The 17045-nt window shown below is 58.2% G+C and carries 14 protein-coding genes; 1 reads left to right on the top strand and 13 read right to left on the bottom strand.

Features of this window, described 5'->3' with window-relative positions:
- Nucleotides 1-56 precede the first annotated feature (56 nt).
- From VGM18_20230 to VGM18_20170, 13 genes are all read right to left on the bottom strand, one after another.
- Nucleotides 57-2018, bottom strand: a complete 1962-nt coding sequence (locus tag VGM18_20230) for a non-ribosomal peptide synthetase (GenBank protein ID HEY3975342.1) — start codon at nt 2016-2018, stop codon at nt 57-59.
- 30 nt (nt 2019-2048) lie between these two features.
- The gene (locus VGM18_20225) at nt 2049-3494 is read right to left on the bottom strand and encodes a sugar transferase (GenBank protein ID HEY3975341.1); all 1446 of its coding nucleotides are present in this window, start codon (nt 3492-3494) and stop codon (nt 2049-2051) included.
- A gap of 246 nt (nt 3495-3740) precedes the next feature.
- Nucleotides 3741-4001, bottom strand: coding sequence for an acyl carrier protein (locus VGM18_20220; protein HEY3975340.1), 261 nt, complete (start codon nt 3999-4001; stop codon nt 3741-3743).
- 169 nt (nt 4002-4170) lie between these two features.
- On the bottom strand, nt 4171-5739 hold the full coding sequence (locus VGM18_20215) for an amino acid adenylation domain-containing protein (GenBank protein ID HEY3975339.1): 1569 nt from the start codon (nt 5737-5739) through the stop codon (nt 4171-4173).
- A 153-nt stretch (nt 5740-5892) separates the two neighbouring features.
- On the bottom strand, nt 5893-7035 hold the full coding sequence (locus VGM18_20210; protein ID HEY3975338.1) for an acyl-CoA dehydrogenase family protein: 1143 nt from the start codon (nt 7033-7035) through the stop codon (nt 5893-5895).
- A gap of 183 nt (nt 7036-7218) precedes the next feature.
- Nucleotides 7219-7845, bottom strand: coding sequence for a hypothetical protein (locus tag VGM18_20205; GenBank protein HEY3975337.1), 627 nt, complete (start codon nt 7843-7845; stop codon nt 7219-7221).
- 156 nt (nt 7846-8001) lie between these two features.
- Nucleotides 8002-8781, bottom strand: coding sequence for a CpsD/CapB family tyrosine-protein kinase (locus VGM18_20200; GenBank protein HEY3975336.1), 780 nt, complete (start codon nt 8779-8781; stop codon nt 8002-8004).
- 66 nt (nt 8782-8847) lie between these two features.
- Complete coding sequence (locus VGM18_20195; GenBank protein ID HEY3975335.1) at nt 8848-9921, bottom strand: AAA family ATPase; 1074 nt, start codon at nt 9919-9921, stop codon at nt 8848-8850.
- Nucleotides 9922-9926: 5 nt separating this feature from the next.
- Nucleotides 9927-11510, bottom strand: a complete 1584-nt coding sequence (locus tag VGM18_20190; GenBank protein ID HEY3975334.1) for a hypothetical protein — start codon at nt 11508-11510, stop codon at nt 9927-9929.
- 82 nt (nt 11511-11592) lie between these two features.
- Entirely contained in the window at nt 11593-12387 is a 795-nt protein-coding gene (locus VGM18_20185; GenBank protein HEY3975333.1) for a polysaccharide biosynthesis/export family protein, read from the bottom strand.
- A gap of 79 nt (nt 12388-12466) precedes the next feature.
- Nucleotides 12467-12778: a helix-turn-helix domain-containing protein gene (locus VGM18_20180; protein ID HEY3975332.1), complete on the bottom strand. Its 312-nt coding sequence runs from the start codon at nt 12776-12778 to the stop codon at nt 12467-12469.
- A 67-nt stretch (nt 12779-12845) separates the two neighbouring features.
- Entirely contained in the window at nt 12846-13376 is a 531-nt protein-coding gene (locus tag VGM18_20175; GenBank protein HEY3975331.1) for a UpxY family transcription antiterminator, read from the bottom strand.
- A 468-nt stretch (nt 13377-13844) separates the two neighbouring features.
- Nucleotides 13845-15221, bottom strand: a complete 1377-nt coding sequence (locus tag VGM18_20170; GenBank protein HEY3975330.1) for a TonB family protein — start codon at nt 15219-15221, stop codon at nt 13845-13847.
- Nucleotides 15222-15561: 340 nt separating this feature from the next.
- Between VGM18_20170 and VGM18_20165 the strand changes: the two genes are divergently transcribed.
- Nucleotides 15562-16968 carry a UDP-glucose/GDP-mannose dehydrogenase family protein gene (locus tag VGM18_20165; protein ID HEY3975329.1) on the top strand — a complete coding sequence of 469 codons (1407 nt, stop codon included), beginning with the start codon at nt 15562-15564 and terminating at the stop codon, nt 16966-16968.
- Nucleotides 16969-17045 lie beyond the last annotated feature (77 nt).

Raw genomic sequence — 17045 nt, 5'->3', positions numbered from 1 at the left:
TCGGGAGTTTAATTTGCTAAGAAGCTGGCCGTACCCCTGGCGCCCCTCTGCTTGCTTCAGTTCGTTGCGATCTTGTTCTGATCCACCTTGGTCTGATCCATGTTGGTCTCATCCATGTTGGTTTGATCCATCTTGGTTAAGATCAGGTTCTCAATCTCCATCGCCATTTCGGCCACCGTGGGATGATCGAATAATTTCAATAACGTTAAATCGACGCCGAAGGTCTCGCTCACGCGGGCGATCACCTGCGTGCCGAGCAGGGAATGTCCACCCAGCAGGAAGAAGTTGTCGTTCACCCCCACCCGTTCGAGCTTCAACAGCGGGCGCAGAATCTTCACCAGCCCTTGTTCCACCAGAGTCCGCGGTTCTATGTAGACTTCGTCCGACAAGCGGTTCCCATTGACGCTCGGTAACGCCACGCGATTCACTTTTCCCTGTTCGGTGACCGGCAAGCTGGGGATCGCGACAAACGACGCCGGAACCATGTAATCCGGCACGCGCTGCCGCAAATATTCGCGCAGCGCCGTTGCACTCACCCGGGCGCTCGGATTTAACACCAGATAAGCCACCAGTTGCTTCTCTTCCGGCGCGTCCTCCCTGGCAATCACCAGGCTTTCCTGCACAGCGGGATGTTGACTCAATACAGTCGAGACTTCGCTGGGCTCGACCCGATAACCCCGCACCTTGATCTGCTCGTCCAAGCGTCCCAGGAACGCGATATCGCCGTTCGGCAGCCAGCGCCCTACATCGCCGGTGCGGTACATGCGCGCGCCAGCCACCGCGCTGAAGGGGTTCGGCACAAAGCGCTCCGCGGTCAAGTCCGGCCGATTCCGATATCCGCGACCCAGGCCGGCCCCGGCAATGTAGATTTCTCCCGAGCCCTCGGCGACCGGCTTCTGCCGCTCGTCCAGGATGTAAATTTCAACGCCATCGATGGCGTGCCCGATCGAGGGGGCCGTCACCATCTCGTTTGCCGCTATTTCGTTCGCAGAAGTTTCGGCCGCGGAAGTTTCGGCGGAGGAAGTTCGCGCCGCAACCACGCCGGAGGTGCTCACCACCGTGCACTCGGTCGGACCATAATTATTCACCAGCACAAAGGGCAGCCCTGGCGGGGGATATACCCTTAACGTATCCGCGCCGGTAAGCAGGAATCGAAGCGTCGCCGCCGCCGGCCACTCCAGCCGCAAGAGCCTTTCGGCCATCACCGTAGCCGCGAAACAGATCGTGATCTTTTTCGACAGCAGCCAGTCGCGCAACGCGCACGCATCGTTTCGCACCGAATCGTCCGCCAGGTGCAAGCTTGCCCCAGCAGCCAGGTACGACCACATCTCCCAGACCGCCGCATCGAACCCTAGCGCGGATTGTGCGCTGGCTCGATCGGTCGCTATAACTTCAAACGCGCGCCGGTGCCAGGCAACCAGATTCGCCAGGCCGGAGTGGATCGACTCCACTCCCTTAGGCTGTCCCGTCGAACCGGAGGTGTAGATGATGTAGGCCAGATCGTCGCCGCTCACGCCGCTTTCGAGAGCGCGGTCGGGCGCGGCAGCAATGTGGTCAGACTCGCCGTCGAGCGTGATTACGCGGCCGTCGCCCGCTGGAAATCGCTGCGCTAGGCGCGTCGTCGTGAGCAAAACGCTCGCCTTCGAATCGCGGAGCATGAACGCCAGCCGCTCCACGGGATGAATGGGATCGAGCGGAACATACGCTCCGCCGGCCTTAAGAATCGCCAGCGCCGCGATCACCATCGCCGGCGTGCGGTCGAGATAAAGACCAACCGCCACATTTCGCTGGACTCCGGCTGTCCGAAGATAATTTGCCAGCCGGTTGGCGCGCCGGTCGAGCTCGCCATAAGAGAGCTCTTCCGCTCCGCTGGCTACCGCCAACGCGTTCGGATTCTCCGCCGCGCGCAGTGCCACCGCTTCGTGCACACTGAGTTCGTATACACCCGCACCCGGCGAACTGAAGGTGCTGCCAACGCGGATCTCAGGGACAGATCGAGCGATATTGACGGAAGGCATAGTTTTTGAGAGTAAGACGTTCTTAAGTTCTTACGCGGCCCCAGAACCTTTCAGGACAGCCGGAACAGTCTTGGCCAGAATCTCTAAATCGAGCCACAACGACCAGGTGCGAATGTACTGTAAATCAAGTTCCATCCACTTTTCGAAGGTGGTGGAGCTGCGCCCCATAATCTGCCACAGACAAGTAATGCCAGGACGCACGCTGAACCGCTTGCGCTGCCAGTCCTGGCAATAGGTTTCGAACAATTCGTAATCCCGCACCTGCAACGGACGCGGACCCACCAGGCTCATCTCCCCCTTCAGCACATTAAACAGTTGCGGAAGTTCGTCGATGCTGGTCTTGCGCAGAAACGCTCCGATCGCCGTGATGCGTGGATCGCTCTTGATCTTAAACACCGCTCCGTCGGCTTCGTTCAAGTGCTCCAGGTCCTTCAGGCGCTGCTCCGCATCCACCACCATGGTGCGGAACTTATAAATCTGGAACATTCTCTTGTTCAGCCCCAGCCGCTTCTGCACAAAGAAAATCGGTCCCGGCGAAGTCAGCTTCACCAGCAGGGCCGCCAGGAGCATCACGGGCGAAACCAGAAGGATCGCCGTCACCGAGACCACAATGTCGATCGCGCGCTTGATCGTGAGGCCCCAAAAATCGGTAATCGTACTCTCGTGGCTGATCAGCGCATCGCCGTCAAACTCGTCGGCGCGCTGGCGCGCTTCTTTCAAGTCGAAAATATTGGGCAGGAATCGAACAATGATCCCCTGTTGTTCGCAGGCCGACGCAATCTGCGACGCGTATCCGTGGAACGACCGGATGGGCAGCGCCAGCACGACTTCATCGACAACATTGCGCCGCACGTACGAAGGCAAGGTATCGAGGCTCGAAACCAAAACGTGTCCCTGCCTCTTGAACTCCTCTATCCCGGTCCACTCTTCGTCGGCGAATCCCAATATCTTGTAACCCAGTTCCGGCTTGCGCTGGATTCGCTCCACCAGTTCCAGCGCGCGCGAGTTCGTACCGATCACCAGCATGTTCCGCGTGTTCCGCCCATGGCGCCGGGCATACGCCAGCGCCTCTCGAATCACGACACGGCTGAGCACCACGCTCGTCGTAGTCAGCAACCAGAACAGCGCCAGAAAGATTCGATTGACCACCCAGATGCGGAAACTTAAGCCGAAGACGGCTATCACGATCGTCCCCAGCGTTGTCGCACGCAGGATGTCCCAGATTTCCGAGCGCCGGCCCACCAGCCGCTTCGAGCCGTAAAGCCCGAAGACGCTGAATACGATGTGCCAGATGGCGAGAAAACTGATGAAGAGAATAAGATTCCCGAGCTTCACCCGCAACTCGAAGAACTCCGCCAGGGTAAACCGCCCCACCCGCTGGTATTGCGGCAGGGTCGACACGGCGAAGGAAACCACCATCAAGAGCAAATCAAACGCCTTGAAACCGTTGGAAAATACTTTACGGCCGATGCGCATAAGAAATCCTGGGATGGGTCTGAGTCTGTCGCGAACCGTCTGTCGCGAACCGTCTTTCGCGAACCGTCTTTCGCGAACCTGGGGGAGGGGAAACAACTTTACAACTAGGGCCTGAGCGGACAACGCGGCCGGTGCCCGCTTTACGATCAGGGTTTGCGACTAAGCGTGGACGATTTGGATCGAAAAACCAGGTCAACAGTTTACGTCAACCGTTCACGTCTACGCCGATCGGACTTGAAGTAGTATTTACTTCTTCGACTTGGCAATCACGAGCCGCTCGATCGCATCGATGCTTTCGAGATTGTCGTGCGTAATTTCTTCGTCTCCGACGCGAACGTTGAACGTGTCCTCGAGAAACGACACCAGGCGAAAAATTCCCATGGAATCGATGATGCCGTTCTTGGTCAATACTTCCTGGTCCGTGATTTGCATGATGCCCTTGGGCTTGGCAAACTCCTCCAGCACATACTCGCGGATCTGATCTTTCACCATGGCTGACTCAATCATTTTCGTCTCCCAACTGCTATTGATTTATTGCTTGCCGATTCATTCCTTGCCGATTCATTGCTTGCCGATTTATTGCTTACCGAATCCACAACCAAACTTTCGCTTCCTGTGGAAGAGCGGCGCTTTAGCGCCGCGTAAAGCCCCTACTGTGACTTGGGCTTTAGCCCCGCTAACGCACGCCCGCAGGCTCCGCCGCTAACTTGACCCGATCGATCTTCCCCGTCGAAGTCTTCGGCAGCTCCTCGCACAAATCCATCACTTCCGGAATCATGTACTTCGGCACCCGCGACGCGCAGTATTGCTGCAACTCAAGCACGCTCAGCGATCCCGCAATGTGCAGCGCCACCACGGCCCGAATGCGGTTGCCGATGATCTCATCCGGCACCGCCAGCACCGCCGCTTCGCGCACTCCAGGATGGCTCAACAATGCGCTCTCAATCTCGCCCAGCTCAATGCGATAACCGCGGCTTTTGATCATGCTGTCGCGGCGGCCCTGGAAATAATAGTTGCCATCCTCGCCCACCGTAACCATGTCCCCGGTGCGGTACATCTTCTCTTCGAAGTGATGTTGGAAATGATTCGGCACCACCATCTTCGCCGTTTTCTCCGCGTCCGCCCAATAGCCGTTAGTCACCGCCGGCCCGCGCACATACAACTCGCCCGCCTCGCCCTTCCCTGCCAGCCGTCCCTCCGGCGTCACCGAAAAGCAATCCGTATTGGCGCAGGCGATTCCGATCGGCAGCTTCTCCATCCCGGCCAGCCGTTCGCGCTCTACTTTGTAATACGTGCAGACGTTGGTTTCGGTGGGTCCGTACAGATTGTAAAGTTCGCTGTTGGGCGAAACCTCCGCCAGTTGGCGCAGATATTTCATCGGGAATACTTCGCCGGCAAAGAGCAGAATGCGAATGCTCTTCAATCTCTCCGCCGTCACCCGCCCATGCAAAAGCAACAACATCAGCGCCGAAGGCACCGAGTACCAGATCGTAATTTGCTGGCTTTCGATAAAATTAGCCAGGCTGGTCGGAAACACCGCCAGATCCTCGGTAATCAGGTAAACCGTCGCCCCTGCTTCCAGGGTGTTGTAAACATCGAACACCGAAAGATCGAAGTGCAGCGGCGCATGATTCGACAACCGGTCGTCGCCGCGCACCTGAAATTCTTCCGCGCACCACTCCACAAACGTCAGCGCATTCTGGTGCGACAGCATCACGCCCTTGGGCCGCCCCGTCGAACCGGACGTATAAAGAATGTAAGCCAGGTCGGTTTCGATCAGATCGACCTTAGGCGCATGCGACGCCTCAAACGCCGCGAGTTGCGTCCAAGAGATGAGATCGCTTCCGTTGCCTTCGCCTTCGGTCAGAATGCAGCATTCCAGTTCGCTCTGCGTCTCCGGCGTCAACGCCGCCCGCTTCTCGCTGTTGGTAATCAGAATCCGGATGCCGCAGTTCCCGATGATGTAGCCGACGCGATCCGCCGGCGCCTGCGGATCGAGCGGCACATAAACTCCGCCCGCCTTCAGCACGCCCAGCATACTCACAATCGATTCCACGCACTTGGGGAAGAACAATCCGACGCGATCACCCTTGTCGATCCCCTTTTCCCGCAAAAGATGCGCCAACTGATTCGACCGCTCGTCCAACTCCCGATAGGTAATGCTACGGCCGCGCGCCCACACCGCCGGCTTCTCCGGATAAGCCTTCGCACTCTTGCTCAACAATTGCTGCAATACGTATGCCATGATCGAAAACCCTGTCCAATAGGATTTAGTTTGGAGGATGAAGCAACAACGATAAAGTCTACGATTTACGATGTCATCCTGACCGGAGCCGTCTTTCAGGCGAAGGGAAGGATCTCCCGCTCAACAGGCCCAGAGCGCCAGCCAAGACAAACACTACAGACCCTGCATGTTCGCGATAATCACCCGATGAATTTCCGAAGTCCCCGAATAAATCGTGCCAGCGATGGCGTCGCGCAATTCCCTTTCGAGTTCATACTCAGTCATGTAGCCGTAGCCGCCATGCAACTGGATCGCGTCCAGGCAACTCTGCACGCACGCCTCGCTCACATAAAGTTTAGCGATCGAAGCCTCGCGCAACGGATGCCGGCCCTGGCTCTTCATCCACGCCGCCTTATAAAGCGCCAGCCGCCCAGTCTCGAGTCGGACATCCATGTCCGCGATTTTGTTGGCGATCGCCGAAAATTTTCCGATGGGCTCGCCGAATTGCTTGCGCTCGCGGGCGTACTTCACGCAAGTTTCCATGATCCGCTGCATCGCACCCAGGTGGCTGGCCAGAATGCAGATGCGCTCCCATTCCATCGACGAGGTGAACACTGCCTGCCCGCCAAATTCCTTGCCGAGCAGGTTCTCTACCGGAATCTCGCAATCCTGCAGCGCAAGTTCCGCCATCGGGGAAGTCCGCAGCCCCATCTTGTGCAGCTTGCGGCCGACGGTGAAACCGGGCGTTCCCTTGTCCACCAGAAATGCCGTGACCCCGTTTGGCCCGCGGCTGGGATCGAGGTTCGCAAAAACAATCGTGACGTCCGCATTCGGAGCGTTGCTGCTGAAGGTCTTCGATCCGTTCAGCACATACTTATCGCCCTTGCGCTCGGCCCGCGTCTTCAGGCTGTAGGCGTCCGAGCCCGACCCCGGCTCCGTCATCGCATGCAATCCCAGGCCCCCGCTCACCAGGCCAGGAAGATATTTCTGCTTCTGCGCCTCGGTGCCAAAATTCCAGATCGGAATCTCCGAGCTCCACATGTGCGCATTGATTGAAAACAGCAGCCCGTTGTCGTGGCATCCGTAGCCGAGCGCTTCCAGCGCACATACTGTAGTCAGAATATCCGCGCCGCCTCCGCCATACTCTACGGGAATCGGCAGTCCCTGAATACCAAACTTCGCGCATTTCTCCCACAGCGGCCGGGAGAATTCTTCGTTGCGATCCCGCTCAATAACGTCGTCTTTCAGCTCCTCGCGGGCAAATCGCAAAACCTCCTTACGAAATGCCGCCTGCTCCTCGTTCCATGCAAAGTCCAAGGTTGTCGTTCTCCTTTTCGTTCTGGCCCCAGTACCCCGGACTGCCGGATACGAGCTTAGTACTGCAATGTCATCAATGATTGCGATTTCATCAAGAACGCGATGTCATCCTGACCGGAGCCGTTCCTCAGGCGAAGGGAAGGATCTCAGTCTTAATCGGCCCGGCGCGCGAACCCGACCGTCTTACGCCGAAATCCCAGCCGCCGACCGCTCCGGCACGGCCGCACTGGCAGGCGCAGCCGGCGCCGGCGCCGGCGCCTTCACAAACCGTTGCGGACGCCCGCCCGGCAACTTGATGCGCGCCGGAACTCCCATCACCATCATGTTGCTGCGCACATCGGTCAGCACCAGGCTGTTGGCCGCGATGGTCACGTTGCTGCCGATCTTCGCGTCTCCGACCAGCTTCGCGCCAGGGCCGAAATAAACATCGTCGCCAATTCCGCGGCAGGCATGCGAAATCAGGCATCCCGTGGCGATCGTGAAATTCTTGCCGATTTTCGTCGCCCCCAGGTTGATCGCGTACACCGAGTGGATCACCAATCCCGGCCCAATATCGGCCCGCACGTCGATATGCACGCTGGTGAAAACTTCCACCCACTTGCGGAAGAAAAGCCCTGAAATCCGCAGCAGCAGCCCAATCACGGGGATGCGCACGCCACGCGCCCAGCGCGAATAGCGGTAAGCGATCACCGGCCAGGTCGAATGCCGGACCATGACTTCCAGGCGCTTGCCCAGACTCGGCTTCCAGTTCGGGTCGTTGCGCGTCTCCCGCATCGCCCGGTTAATGTCTTCTCTCAAATTCTCGAACATAAGTCTCTTAATGTTTCGTGCGAACTGTTTCGACTAACTTTTTTGCATTGTCATCCAACGTCGTTTATCCAATCAAGCGGAGCCGCTCTTCAGGCGAAGAGAGGGATCTCGGTCGCAACCGCTGCCGCGCGCCAGCCGCACGGCACCCCTGGCACTCTACAGTTTCCGGTAAATCGCCTCCGGCACCGGAAACGTACGATGATTCAGCACCGCCCCCAGCACCCGAACATTCGCATGTTCCAGATTGCGCACCGCTTTACGCGCCGTCTCGCGTCGCGACAAATTCGCTCGCAGCACCAGCACGATCCCTTCCGCGCTGCGCCCGAGCATCAGGCCATCGTCGCCCGATCCCATCGAGGGTGCATCGATCAATACATAGTCGAACTCGCGCTGTAATTCCGGCAACAGCGACCGCATGCGGTCCGAGCCCAGCATATTCTGCATGCCGTCGATTTCCGCGCCGCAGCTGAGCAGCCACAGGTTCGGACGCGAAAGCGAGGTCACAAATCGGCGCACCGGCTCATTCACCTGCAACGCGTCGGTGAGTCCGTAATGATTGGGCACGCCGAATTCGCGATGCAGCCCCGGCGAACGCAGGTTCGCGTCCACCACGCACACCGATCCGGAGGTTTGCGCGGCCAGCACTTCCGCCATGCGGGCGCAAATCCAGCTGCATCCATTGCCCGATTCCATCCCCGAAACCACGACCACGCGCGACTTCTCCCCTGGCATCAAAAATACGCGCTGCACCAGCTTGAAAATTTCTTCCTTCTGCTTATCTTCCATTTTCAATTGGAGGGGTTGCAGCTCGACCGGCTGCGCTGCATTGACCACCGGCTCTTCCACCGTGGCCGTTTCCGTGGCTTGCGCTATGGGGGCCTGGAACATTTCCTGTTCCTTGCCCAGGTTTTGCATCAGTTCAAAGTTTCTGCTCATAAGGTCCCGTAGTGCCTCTAGTCTTCTGGTTCCCGTGCTGTTTCTACCGACGCCGCTACGTGGCGGCTAGGCTGACTGCCGGTCGGGACGGCCCGATCCATTGCGCCAGTTATGCAACAACCGCGCTACATCCCGCATATGCTCGATAGCTTCCGCCGGGCTCAAGTAATCCTTCGCCCCCGCACCCGCCGCCGCGATCGCATTGGAATATTCCCGCGCCACGCCGGGAATTTCCTCCACCGGATGAAACGGATCGCCATTGGAGCCATTCGCCCCGTTCGCTCCGTTTCCATTCGAGTGCCGGTGCGGCGGCAACCCAACATCCGACACGAAGCGGTGAATATCCAGGTCGTGCACCACTTCCCGCACCATGGCCGCGTCGACCATCCTTTTTCGCATCGCGCAGGCCAGCGAAAGCGTGTGGAAACAATAATTATTGATCTGCCGCGGAATGCCCTCGCTTACTTGCGCGATCAACTCCTGCGCCTCCGGCGAAAACAGCTTCGCTCCCTTCAGTCCGGCCACTTGCAGGCGATGATCCATGAAGTGAACCGTTTCTTCGCGGGTCAGCGGAGCCAGTCCGCTCACCGAAGTAATTCTCTGCCGCAACTGCACCAGCGCCGGACTCGCCAGCTTGTCCGCCAGCCCCGGCTGCCCCACCAGAATAATCTGCAGCAACTTGGCCTGCGGGGTCTCGAAATCGGAGAGCAGCCGGACCGTTTCCAATACGGTTGCATCCAGATTCTGCGCTTCGTCGATCACCACGATAAAGCGCTTGCCGGCTCGCGCTTCCTGCACCAGGCAGCGGTTAAACTGCTCGTGCATTTTTACGAAATCCTGCGACTCGCTCTCGATGCCAATCTCGGCCAGCAGGAAGCGCATGAACTCCCGCGAGCTGCACTGGGTTTGAAACAAAAACGCCGTCCGGGCCGTGCGGTCGAACTTGGCCAGCAGATGGAAGAGCAGCGTGGTCTTCCCCATTCCCGGCCGCGCGATCAACGACAAAAAGCCGCGGTTCGCCTCGATCCCGTAATAGAGAGATGCCAGGGCTTCCCGGTGTCCCGGTCCGAGATAGAGATATCGCGGGTCCGGCGTGACACCGAAAGGCTGCTCTCGAAGGCCGAAAAATTCTAGAAACATCGGTCTTACCCTCGTCCCTGAATGACTTGTCCGCTGGTTCCGGTCTGGTCAAACCTCTCGTTGTCCGCCCGCCCATTTCCGTTTCCATTGCCGCTCGGCAACTCGTTGGTCCGATGCAGTGGAACCGCCGCCAGCACCGGAATCCTCAGCTCCGACATCACTTCCGAAGGCGTGCGGAAGGACTGATCCGCATAATCGATCGCGAATACCACTCCCAAACTCACCGCCGCCGCCAACAAGCAAGCCACCAGAGCGAATATCCACGGAGAGCGCGTCGGCAAACTGGGCAACAAAGGCGCCTGTGCCACTGACACATTCAGCAGACGGGTCCGGTCGAGAGCGTCCTCGATCCGGGCTTCTTCTTTTTTCTTGGTGTACAAAAGATAATTGGCTTCGTTCGCCTTCTCGGTGCGCACTAGGTCGCCTTGCAGAATTCCCTGCTGATCCATCTGCCGCGCCTGCGTGTTGTATTCATTGACGATCGCAACCAGCGAGGTCTCGCGCGCCTGGAAGCCGCTTAAATCCGCCTTCGCCTTTGCCAGCTCCGAATCGACCCATGCGTAGGTGGGATTCTGCCCGGTCGTTTCTTCTTTCACCGGAGAAGTTTCCTCTTTCGCCAGCGCCGCCGTCGTGTCCGCGATCTGTTTATCCACTTCCTGCACCAGCGGATACGTGGGTTGATACTTAGTTAACAACGACGTGCGGCTGTTTTCGAGCGTCAGCAACGTTGCCTTGAGATTTTCGAGCACCTGCGCGTTGTCCCCCGCCTTGGTTTGGGTGGTCAGGCGCGCCGGAGTGGACCGCGCCTGATTCTCCAGATCCGTAATGCGCTTCTGGGTTTCGGCAATTGATGCCCGCGTGGTCTGCAACGATCCGTTGAAATCAGCCAGCTTTTGCAGAGTCATGTCCCGCATCGTAGTGGGCGCGACGCCGGCTTGCTGCCCGGAGAATCCTTTCAACTGGGCTTCCGCACTCAGCATGTCTTTCTTGTACTGCTCCGCCTGCTGGTCGAAGAACTCGAATTGTCCCGAAGGATGATGCACATCCAGATGCTTTTGCAGATAGGCCTCGTCAAGGGTGGCCAGAACTTTCTGCGCCTGTTTGGGATCATGCGATTCGTAGGCGACAAAGATGACGTTGGTCTTCTTCAGCACTTCGACCTGCAAATCCGCGCGCAAATCCAGCACCGCTTTGTCGAGGCGATTCTGCGGCGTCTGCCAGGGATGCAGCAGGCCCGATAGCAATTTTTTCTTATCCAGGCCGCACGTCGTCACTACTTTTTGCAGGACGTCCTGGCTCTCGAGTAACTCCACTTCCGAGTTAATCTCTTCCTCGGCCACGGTGTCGTGAAATACCATGGGCGCGTTCTGTTCGGGCGAAACCACGGGGTCAACGCGGTCGCGCTTCACCAGAATCTTGGTTTCGGCGCGGTACTTGGTGGGCAGGAATATCGCGGACAGGCCCACACCCAGCACTACTCCCACGAAACACAACACCAGAACCCGCTGGTGGCGAAATCCGATCGCGACCACGTCGCGCGCGGTAAACGAATAGGGCCGGTGCCCGTGGCTGCTGATTGCTTCAGTCATAATCTCTCCGTGTTCTTTCATAGTTCCGGGCATACTTGAACCTAGTTCCCGGACATACCACACGAGCCAGTTCGGGGGCCTTCTATGGGATTGTCAGTGGAAGATACGTACCCATGCTCAGGTTCGGAATATAGCGATCGATCTTCGACATCGTATTCTTGGGAACAATCAGCATATCGCCGGGATGAAGAAATGGATCCTCCGTCAGGTTTCCCTTCTTCTCCATCTTTTTCACGTCGATCAGCTTGGCCTCAGTCCACTGGTCGTCCAGGCGGCGAAACAACATAACCTGCGAGTGCTTGGCGCTCGATTGAAAACCGCCCGCAATCTCGATCGCCTGGGTCACCGTGACGTGCCCATGCATGTCGTACTTGCCGGGCTTGGCTACTTGTCCGCCAGCCACGAAGTACGGCTTCTCAAAGTCCTTCAGGACTACCGAAATCAAAGGATCGTTCAGAATCTTCGAGTACGCCATGCGCAGAGTCTGGGTCAGCTCCGGCACCGTCTGATCCGCAACCTTCAGGTCGCCGACGCCCCGCAGGGTCACGAAACCATCGGGCTGCACCGCCACTGCAACCTGATTGAATTCGGGGCTCAGCTCGAACGTGAGATCGAAGGTATCGCCAGGCTCGATGTGGTAGCGCGGACTGCGCTGCGGAAAGTTAGCGGCGGTGCTAGCCGAAGATGTGTTAGCCGCAGTTGCCACGGTGCTCGTCGGAGTCGAGGTCGAACTGCTGGCCGCCGGCGCTGCGGTAGCGCCCGCTGACACCAGCGACGCGGCTGGCGTCGCAGCCTTTTCCCCCTGTGCCGCGCAAACGGCAGTAACGGCCAGTACTACTGCGCACAATCGTATTGCCGACACGAAACTCGTTTTCATTATCATTGCAAGTCCTCCGACATAATGACACTGCACCCGATAACGCCCGGGGATTATTCTCTTCGTCCCGCCCTAAGCGCTAACCCTGAGACTCTGCTTTAAGAATCTCGCTCACCGGCGGTTCTTGCCCCCGTGGACGCGGCGTCAGGTTGTGCTGGCGAATCTTGTACAGAATTCCGCGGTAGCTGATGGACAGCAACTGCGCTGCCCGCCGCCGGTTCCAGCCGGTGTACTCCAGCGTCCGGCTGATGGCATAAATTTCAGCTTCGACGCGAAGGCTGCGCAGCGAGGGCGGATTCTGGCCCTGTTCCGCCCCGCTCTCATTCCGAGACAGCTTCCCCGCCATCGGCTGGGATTCAATCTTACTGCCTTTCACCTGTGTTTCATTCATAAAGTGCACCTCACCACAGCGTTTGATCTTTTTGAACTTTGTATTTCCAAGTAAGGGGAGAAGGAGACTAAATCGGTTCCACGTGATAGCCGGCCACTCGGACACTTAACGATCGCTGAATCAATCCCACAGAAATCACCAGGCTGCGGTCGCTGTTTTCGGCGGCCAGAATGCCTTCCATCCCGTCCAGCGCCCCGCCGGTCACCCGCACCCGCTGGCCGACATGCAGATACGGCCGCTCCTGATAAGTCAATTTGCTGGCCAGAAGAGTATTGATGTTCTCGATCTCCCGATCGGGGATCGGAATTCCCACGCCCTGCACGCCCACGAAGCTAACCACGCCCTGGGTCTTAAGAACGCGCACGCGATCGTCCGAGGCATGGTCCACGCGCACGAACGCATAGCCCGAGAACAGCGGCATTTCCACTTCTTTCTTGCGATCGCTCCAGTTGCTGATTTTGGTGACGACGGGAAGGAAGGACTGGATGCCCTGAGTTTCCAATTGCCGGGCCACCAGTTTTTCGTGCCGCGAGCGGGTGCGAACGGCGTACCAGCGTGTCGGATCGGCAGTCGCAACGCTTTCCATTGACTGTTCCATTTCCTCCGCTTGTAGCTCTCCGTTCATGGCTCCGCCCTCTCAGTCACATTCGTGGTTCCGACAGATTTCCCACGGACGCGACTTTTGGTTGATTTAATCCTGGACAAGCGAGAACCTGATCGCTTGCGCTTTCATGAAAAGGGGGGGGTCAGTACTACCAGTGAAATTGCCTTAGACTCAAGGCGTAAAGCCAACAGCAAGTGGGACTAATCTAGCGACTCCTGCAAGATCCTGCAATGGGAAGAAAGTGCTGGTGAAGAAAGACTTCCGTGGAGCTAAAAGACTTGTTTTCACTAGAGAAGAAAGACCCCAACGCCCCATACCTGGTCGCTTTTCATAGACTTGGAATCGCCCAAAAAACGCGGCAAAACCGGGCAATATCCGTCAATTGCCCGTATCTCTCGACAAAATCTCAGAAAAGATAGCCTTCGCGATACTTCGTGCCCTTCGCGATTCCGAGTCTATTCGTTAGTTCGGCGGCAGCCTAAACCGGATCGTGATTCGCGCCTGCCTTTCCACTGGTCTGCCGTCGACGGAGTAAGGACGATACCTCCACTCCCGCACCGCCCGCACCGCCGCATCCGCCAGCACCGCATCGCCCTCTACAACCGCGATGTTGCGCACCACTCCATCCGATCCAACTTGCACATCCAATACCACCACACCCTGAATATTTCGAACTCGCGCCGCCTGAGGATACTCTGGCTGCACGCGATGAATGAGTCGACTCGCAAGGTCATCATGGCTCGCCTTATCTGGGGTTGGGTTCGATTGAGCAGCAGCCGATTCCTCCACGGCCGGCTGACGATAGATGACTCTGCCATTTTGTGTGACGACGAGCTCGCCGCCGGACGCTTCGGCCAGGACGGGCGCGGTATTTTGTGGCCCCATCGCGGCGCCTGAGCTTTGTGGTTCCGGCGAACCGGTCGATGGGGCTGCTTCGCTCCGCTTTGTCTGACTCTCGGGCCCTAACCTCGACCCCGCGCTCTTTAACTTCGAGCCTTCGGATCGCAATCGCAGTTCGAACGCTCCCCGCCACCCCACCGCCAGCACCAGCAATATCGCGGTCACGATCACCAGCACGCCCAGCAGCGATGACCAGAGGTCTGTGCGGACACGTTGCCGATCTTTCTGAACGTCTCTCTGAACGTCTTTCTGAACATCTTGAACTTCACTCTGAACGTCGCTCTGAACATGGGGGAGCCCCGACGATTTTTCTTCGAGCGCGATTCGGGTTTCCAATTCGCTCTCCGCATCCTCGGCACCTCGCTTGTTCTCCATCACGCGCCGCGCCAATACTTGCAGCGAACTCATATCCCGATCGCTGAAGGCGTACGGTCGTGATGAGAACACCTCGAGAATTCCAAACGGATTCTTATCATCTCCCAGCGGCAATACCATGATCGATCGGACACCCAGTTGCCGGCAGGCTTCGGCATCCACGCGCGGGTCTGTTTCCGTGTCGGCGCATTGCTGCATCTTTCCGTTTTGCAGGCACGCTCCCGACAACCCTGACGTAGTCTCGACTCTTGTTCCCAAGTCAGGCGCATCCGCCCCCGCAGTCGCGCGACAAACCATTTCGCCATCTCTGGCCAGCGCGATCGCCGCTCCGGTGGCACCGGTCAACAAGCGCGCCTGTTCCACTAAATCGTTCAGCACCAGGTCCAACGCGAGGTCGAACGATCCCGTTCCGCCGCCATGCGCCGCAAGGGCCCGCGCCACCTCAAACACATCGCGCGCATTCTCCGAAGAAACCACATTCCCCATCTGGCGAGATGATTTCTGATCCGCATTCTTCTCTTGATCCCAGGATGGTGCGGGTTCGTACGATTCCGGTTGCGGCATGGGGTTGGAGTCATGCGAGGACCAACAGTCTTCCGCCGGCACTCGGCTTCTCATGCGGAGTCTGGCGCGAATCCAGTGCGGTGTCAACCGCAAACGCAGTCGTATTCACAAACGCAGTCGTGGAAGAGCGGCTCTTTAGCGCCGCGTCCAGCCCAATCCACGAATTGGGCTTTAGCCCCGTCGGTCGTGCTCAGCGAAAAATTTCCCGTTTTGGCAGTTCCTCAATCCCAACACAAGTTTTCTGACCCACGATCTCAAACAACCCACTAGAATTTGTAAGATCAGAAGAGAGTTAGTCCCCGGCAGTATTATTTCTCGACTCCTCTTGAGGACTTCAACGATGCGGATTGCAGTGGTAGGGTCGGGATACGTAGGTCTGGTAGCCGGCGCCTGTTTCGCCGATCTCGGACACGACGTGATCCTCGTCGATAACGATCAAGCCAAACTGGCCGCGCTGCGGGACGGCCAGGTGCCCATTCATGAGAAGTTTCTGCCCGAATTGCTCAGCCGCCATCGCGGACAGCGCCTTACTTTTTCCGACGATCTAACCGAAGCGGCGCGCTTGAGTGCGGTGATCTTTGTGGCCGTCGGCACTCCGCCCACCGAAAGTGGAGAAGCCGATCTCTCTTACGTCGAATCGGTGGCTCGCGAAATCTCCGGGGGCATCAACGATTACAAAGTGGTCGTCGAAAAGAGCACCGTTCCCGTTTACACCAGCGATTGGGTGCGCAGGATCATCCTGCGTAACGGCACCGACCCGGAGTCATTCGATGTGGCCTCCAACCCCGAATTTCTGCGCGAAGGCACCGCCGTCACCGACTTCCTGTTCCCCGATCGCATCGTCATCGGCTGCGACAGCGAGCGTTCCGCCGAAGTCCTGCGCGAGGTCTATGCTCCGCTCACCGATGGCAGCTACTACCGGCGCACCGACGCCATCCCCAAACCCGACCGCGCTCCGATCCCGCCGCCGCTCATCGCGACCAGCAGCAAGAGCGCCGAGTTGATCAAGCACGCCTCGAACGCTTTTCTCGCCATGAAGATTTCTTTCATCAACGCCGTCGCTTCGGTCTGCGAGTCGGTCGGCGCTGACGTGAATCAAGTGGTTCACGGCGTCGGCACCGATTCCCGCATCGGCTCCCGCTTTTTGAACCCAGGCATCGGTTATGGCGGATCCTGCTTCCCTAAAGACGTGATGGCCTTTCGCTCCGTCGCGCGCGAGAACGGATACGACTTCCGCCTGCTCGACGAAGTCATGCGCATCAACGAAGATCAGCGCCAGCGCTTTCTGCGCAAAGTGCACAGCGCGCTCTGGACCCTGCGCGGCAAGAATCTCGCCGTGCTGGGCCTGGCGTTTAAAGGCGGCACTGACGACGTCCGCGAATCGCCGGCGTTATTTCTGGTGCAGGCGCTCTTGCAGGCCGGCAGCAAGATCACGGCCTACGATCCCGCCGCCATGGAACGCGCCCAGCAACAAATTCCGCAGGGCGTCACCTTCGCCAGTTCGGCGTACGAAGCCGCGCACGGCGCCGACGCTCTGCTGATCCTCACCGAGTGGGAGGAATTCGCCAACCTCGATCTCGCCCGCATTCGGCAGGAACTCAAGTTCCCCATCGTCGTCGATGGCCGCAACTTGTATGATCCCGAAATCATGGCCGCCCAGGGATTTACTTACTACAGCGTGGGCCGCGCCGCCGCTCATCCCGATGGCGTTCCCGCTCCGGCGATGAAAAACGGCAAGAAAGCATGATCGGCGAAGTATGATCCGACAAAGTATGATCGGCGAAGTATGATCGACGAAGTTATGATCAACGAAGTTATGATCAA

This window comes from Candidatus Sulfotelmatobacter sp. (assembly GCA_036500765.1).
Classification (GTDB): domain Bacteria; phylum Acidobacteriota; class Terriglobia; order Terriglobales; family Acidobacteriaceae; genus Sulfotelmatobacter.
The sequence above is the reverse complement of the archived record's forward strand: the minus strand, read 5'-3'. Positions and strand labels throughout refer to the sequence as shown.

Excerpts from the sequence above, each read along its gene's own strand:
- VGM18_20200 (HEY3975336.1), bottom strand. The coding sequence starts at position 8,781 with ATGAGCAGAAACTTTGAACTGATGCAAAACCTGGGCAAGGAACAGGAA.
- VGM18_20225 (HEY3975341.1), bottom strand. The coding sequence starts at position 3,494 with ATGCGCATCGGCCGTAAAGTATTTTCCAACGGTTTCAAGGCGTTTGAT.
- VGM18_20190 (HEY3975334.1), bottom strand. The coding sequence starts at position 11,510 with ATGACTGAAGCAATCAGCAGCCACGGGCACCGGCCCTATTCGTTTACC.
- VGM18_20180 (HEY3975332.1), bottom strand. The coding sequence starts at position 12,778 with ATGAATGAAACACAGGTGAAAGGCAGTAAGATTGAATCCCAGCCGATG.
- VGM18_20175 (HEY3975331.1), bottom strand. The coding sequence starts at position 13,376 with ATGGAACAGTCAATGGAAAGCGTTGCGACTGCCGATCCGACACGCTGG.
- VGM18_20165 (HEY3975329.1), top strand. The coding sequence starts at position 15,562 with ATGCGGATTGCAGTGGTAGGGTCGGGATACGTAGGTCTGGTAGCCGGC.
- VGM18_20220 (HEY3975340.1), bottom strand. The coding sequence starts at position 4,001 with ATGATTGAGTCAGCCATGGTGAAAGATCAGATCCGCGAGTATGTGCTG.
- VGM18_20170 (HEY3975330.1), bottom strand. The coding sequence starts at position 15,221 with ATGCCGCAACCGGAATCGTACGAACCCGCACCATCCTGGGATCAAGAG.
- VGM18_20205 (HEY3975337.1), bottom strand. The coding sequence starts at position 7,845 with ATGTTCGAGAATTTGAGAGAAGACATTAACCGGGCGATGCGGGAGACG.
- VGM18_20195 (HEY3975335.1), bottom strand. The coding sequence starts at position 9,921 with ATGTTTCTAGAATTTTTCGGCCTTCGAGAGCAGCCTTTCGGTGTCACG.
- VGM18_20185 (HEY3975333.1), bottom strand. The coding sequence starts at position 12,387 with ATGAAAACGAGTTTCGTGTCGGCAATACGATTGTGCGCAGTAGTACTG.
- VGM18_20215 (HEY3975339.1), bottom strand. The coding sequence starts at position 5,739 with ATGGCATACGTATTGCAGCAATTGTTGAGCAAGAGTGCGAAGGCTTAT.
- VGM18_20230 (HEY3975342.1), bottom strand. The coding sequence starts at position 2,018 with ATGCCTTCCGTCAATATCGCTCGATCTGTCCCTGAGATCCGCGTTGGC.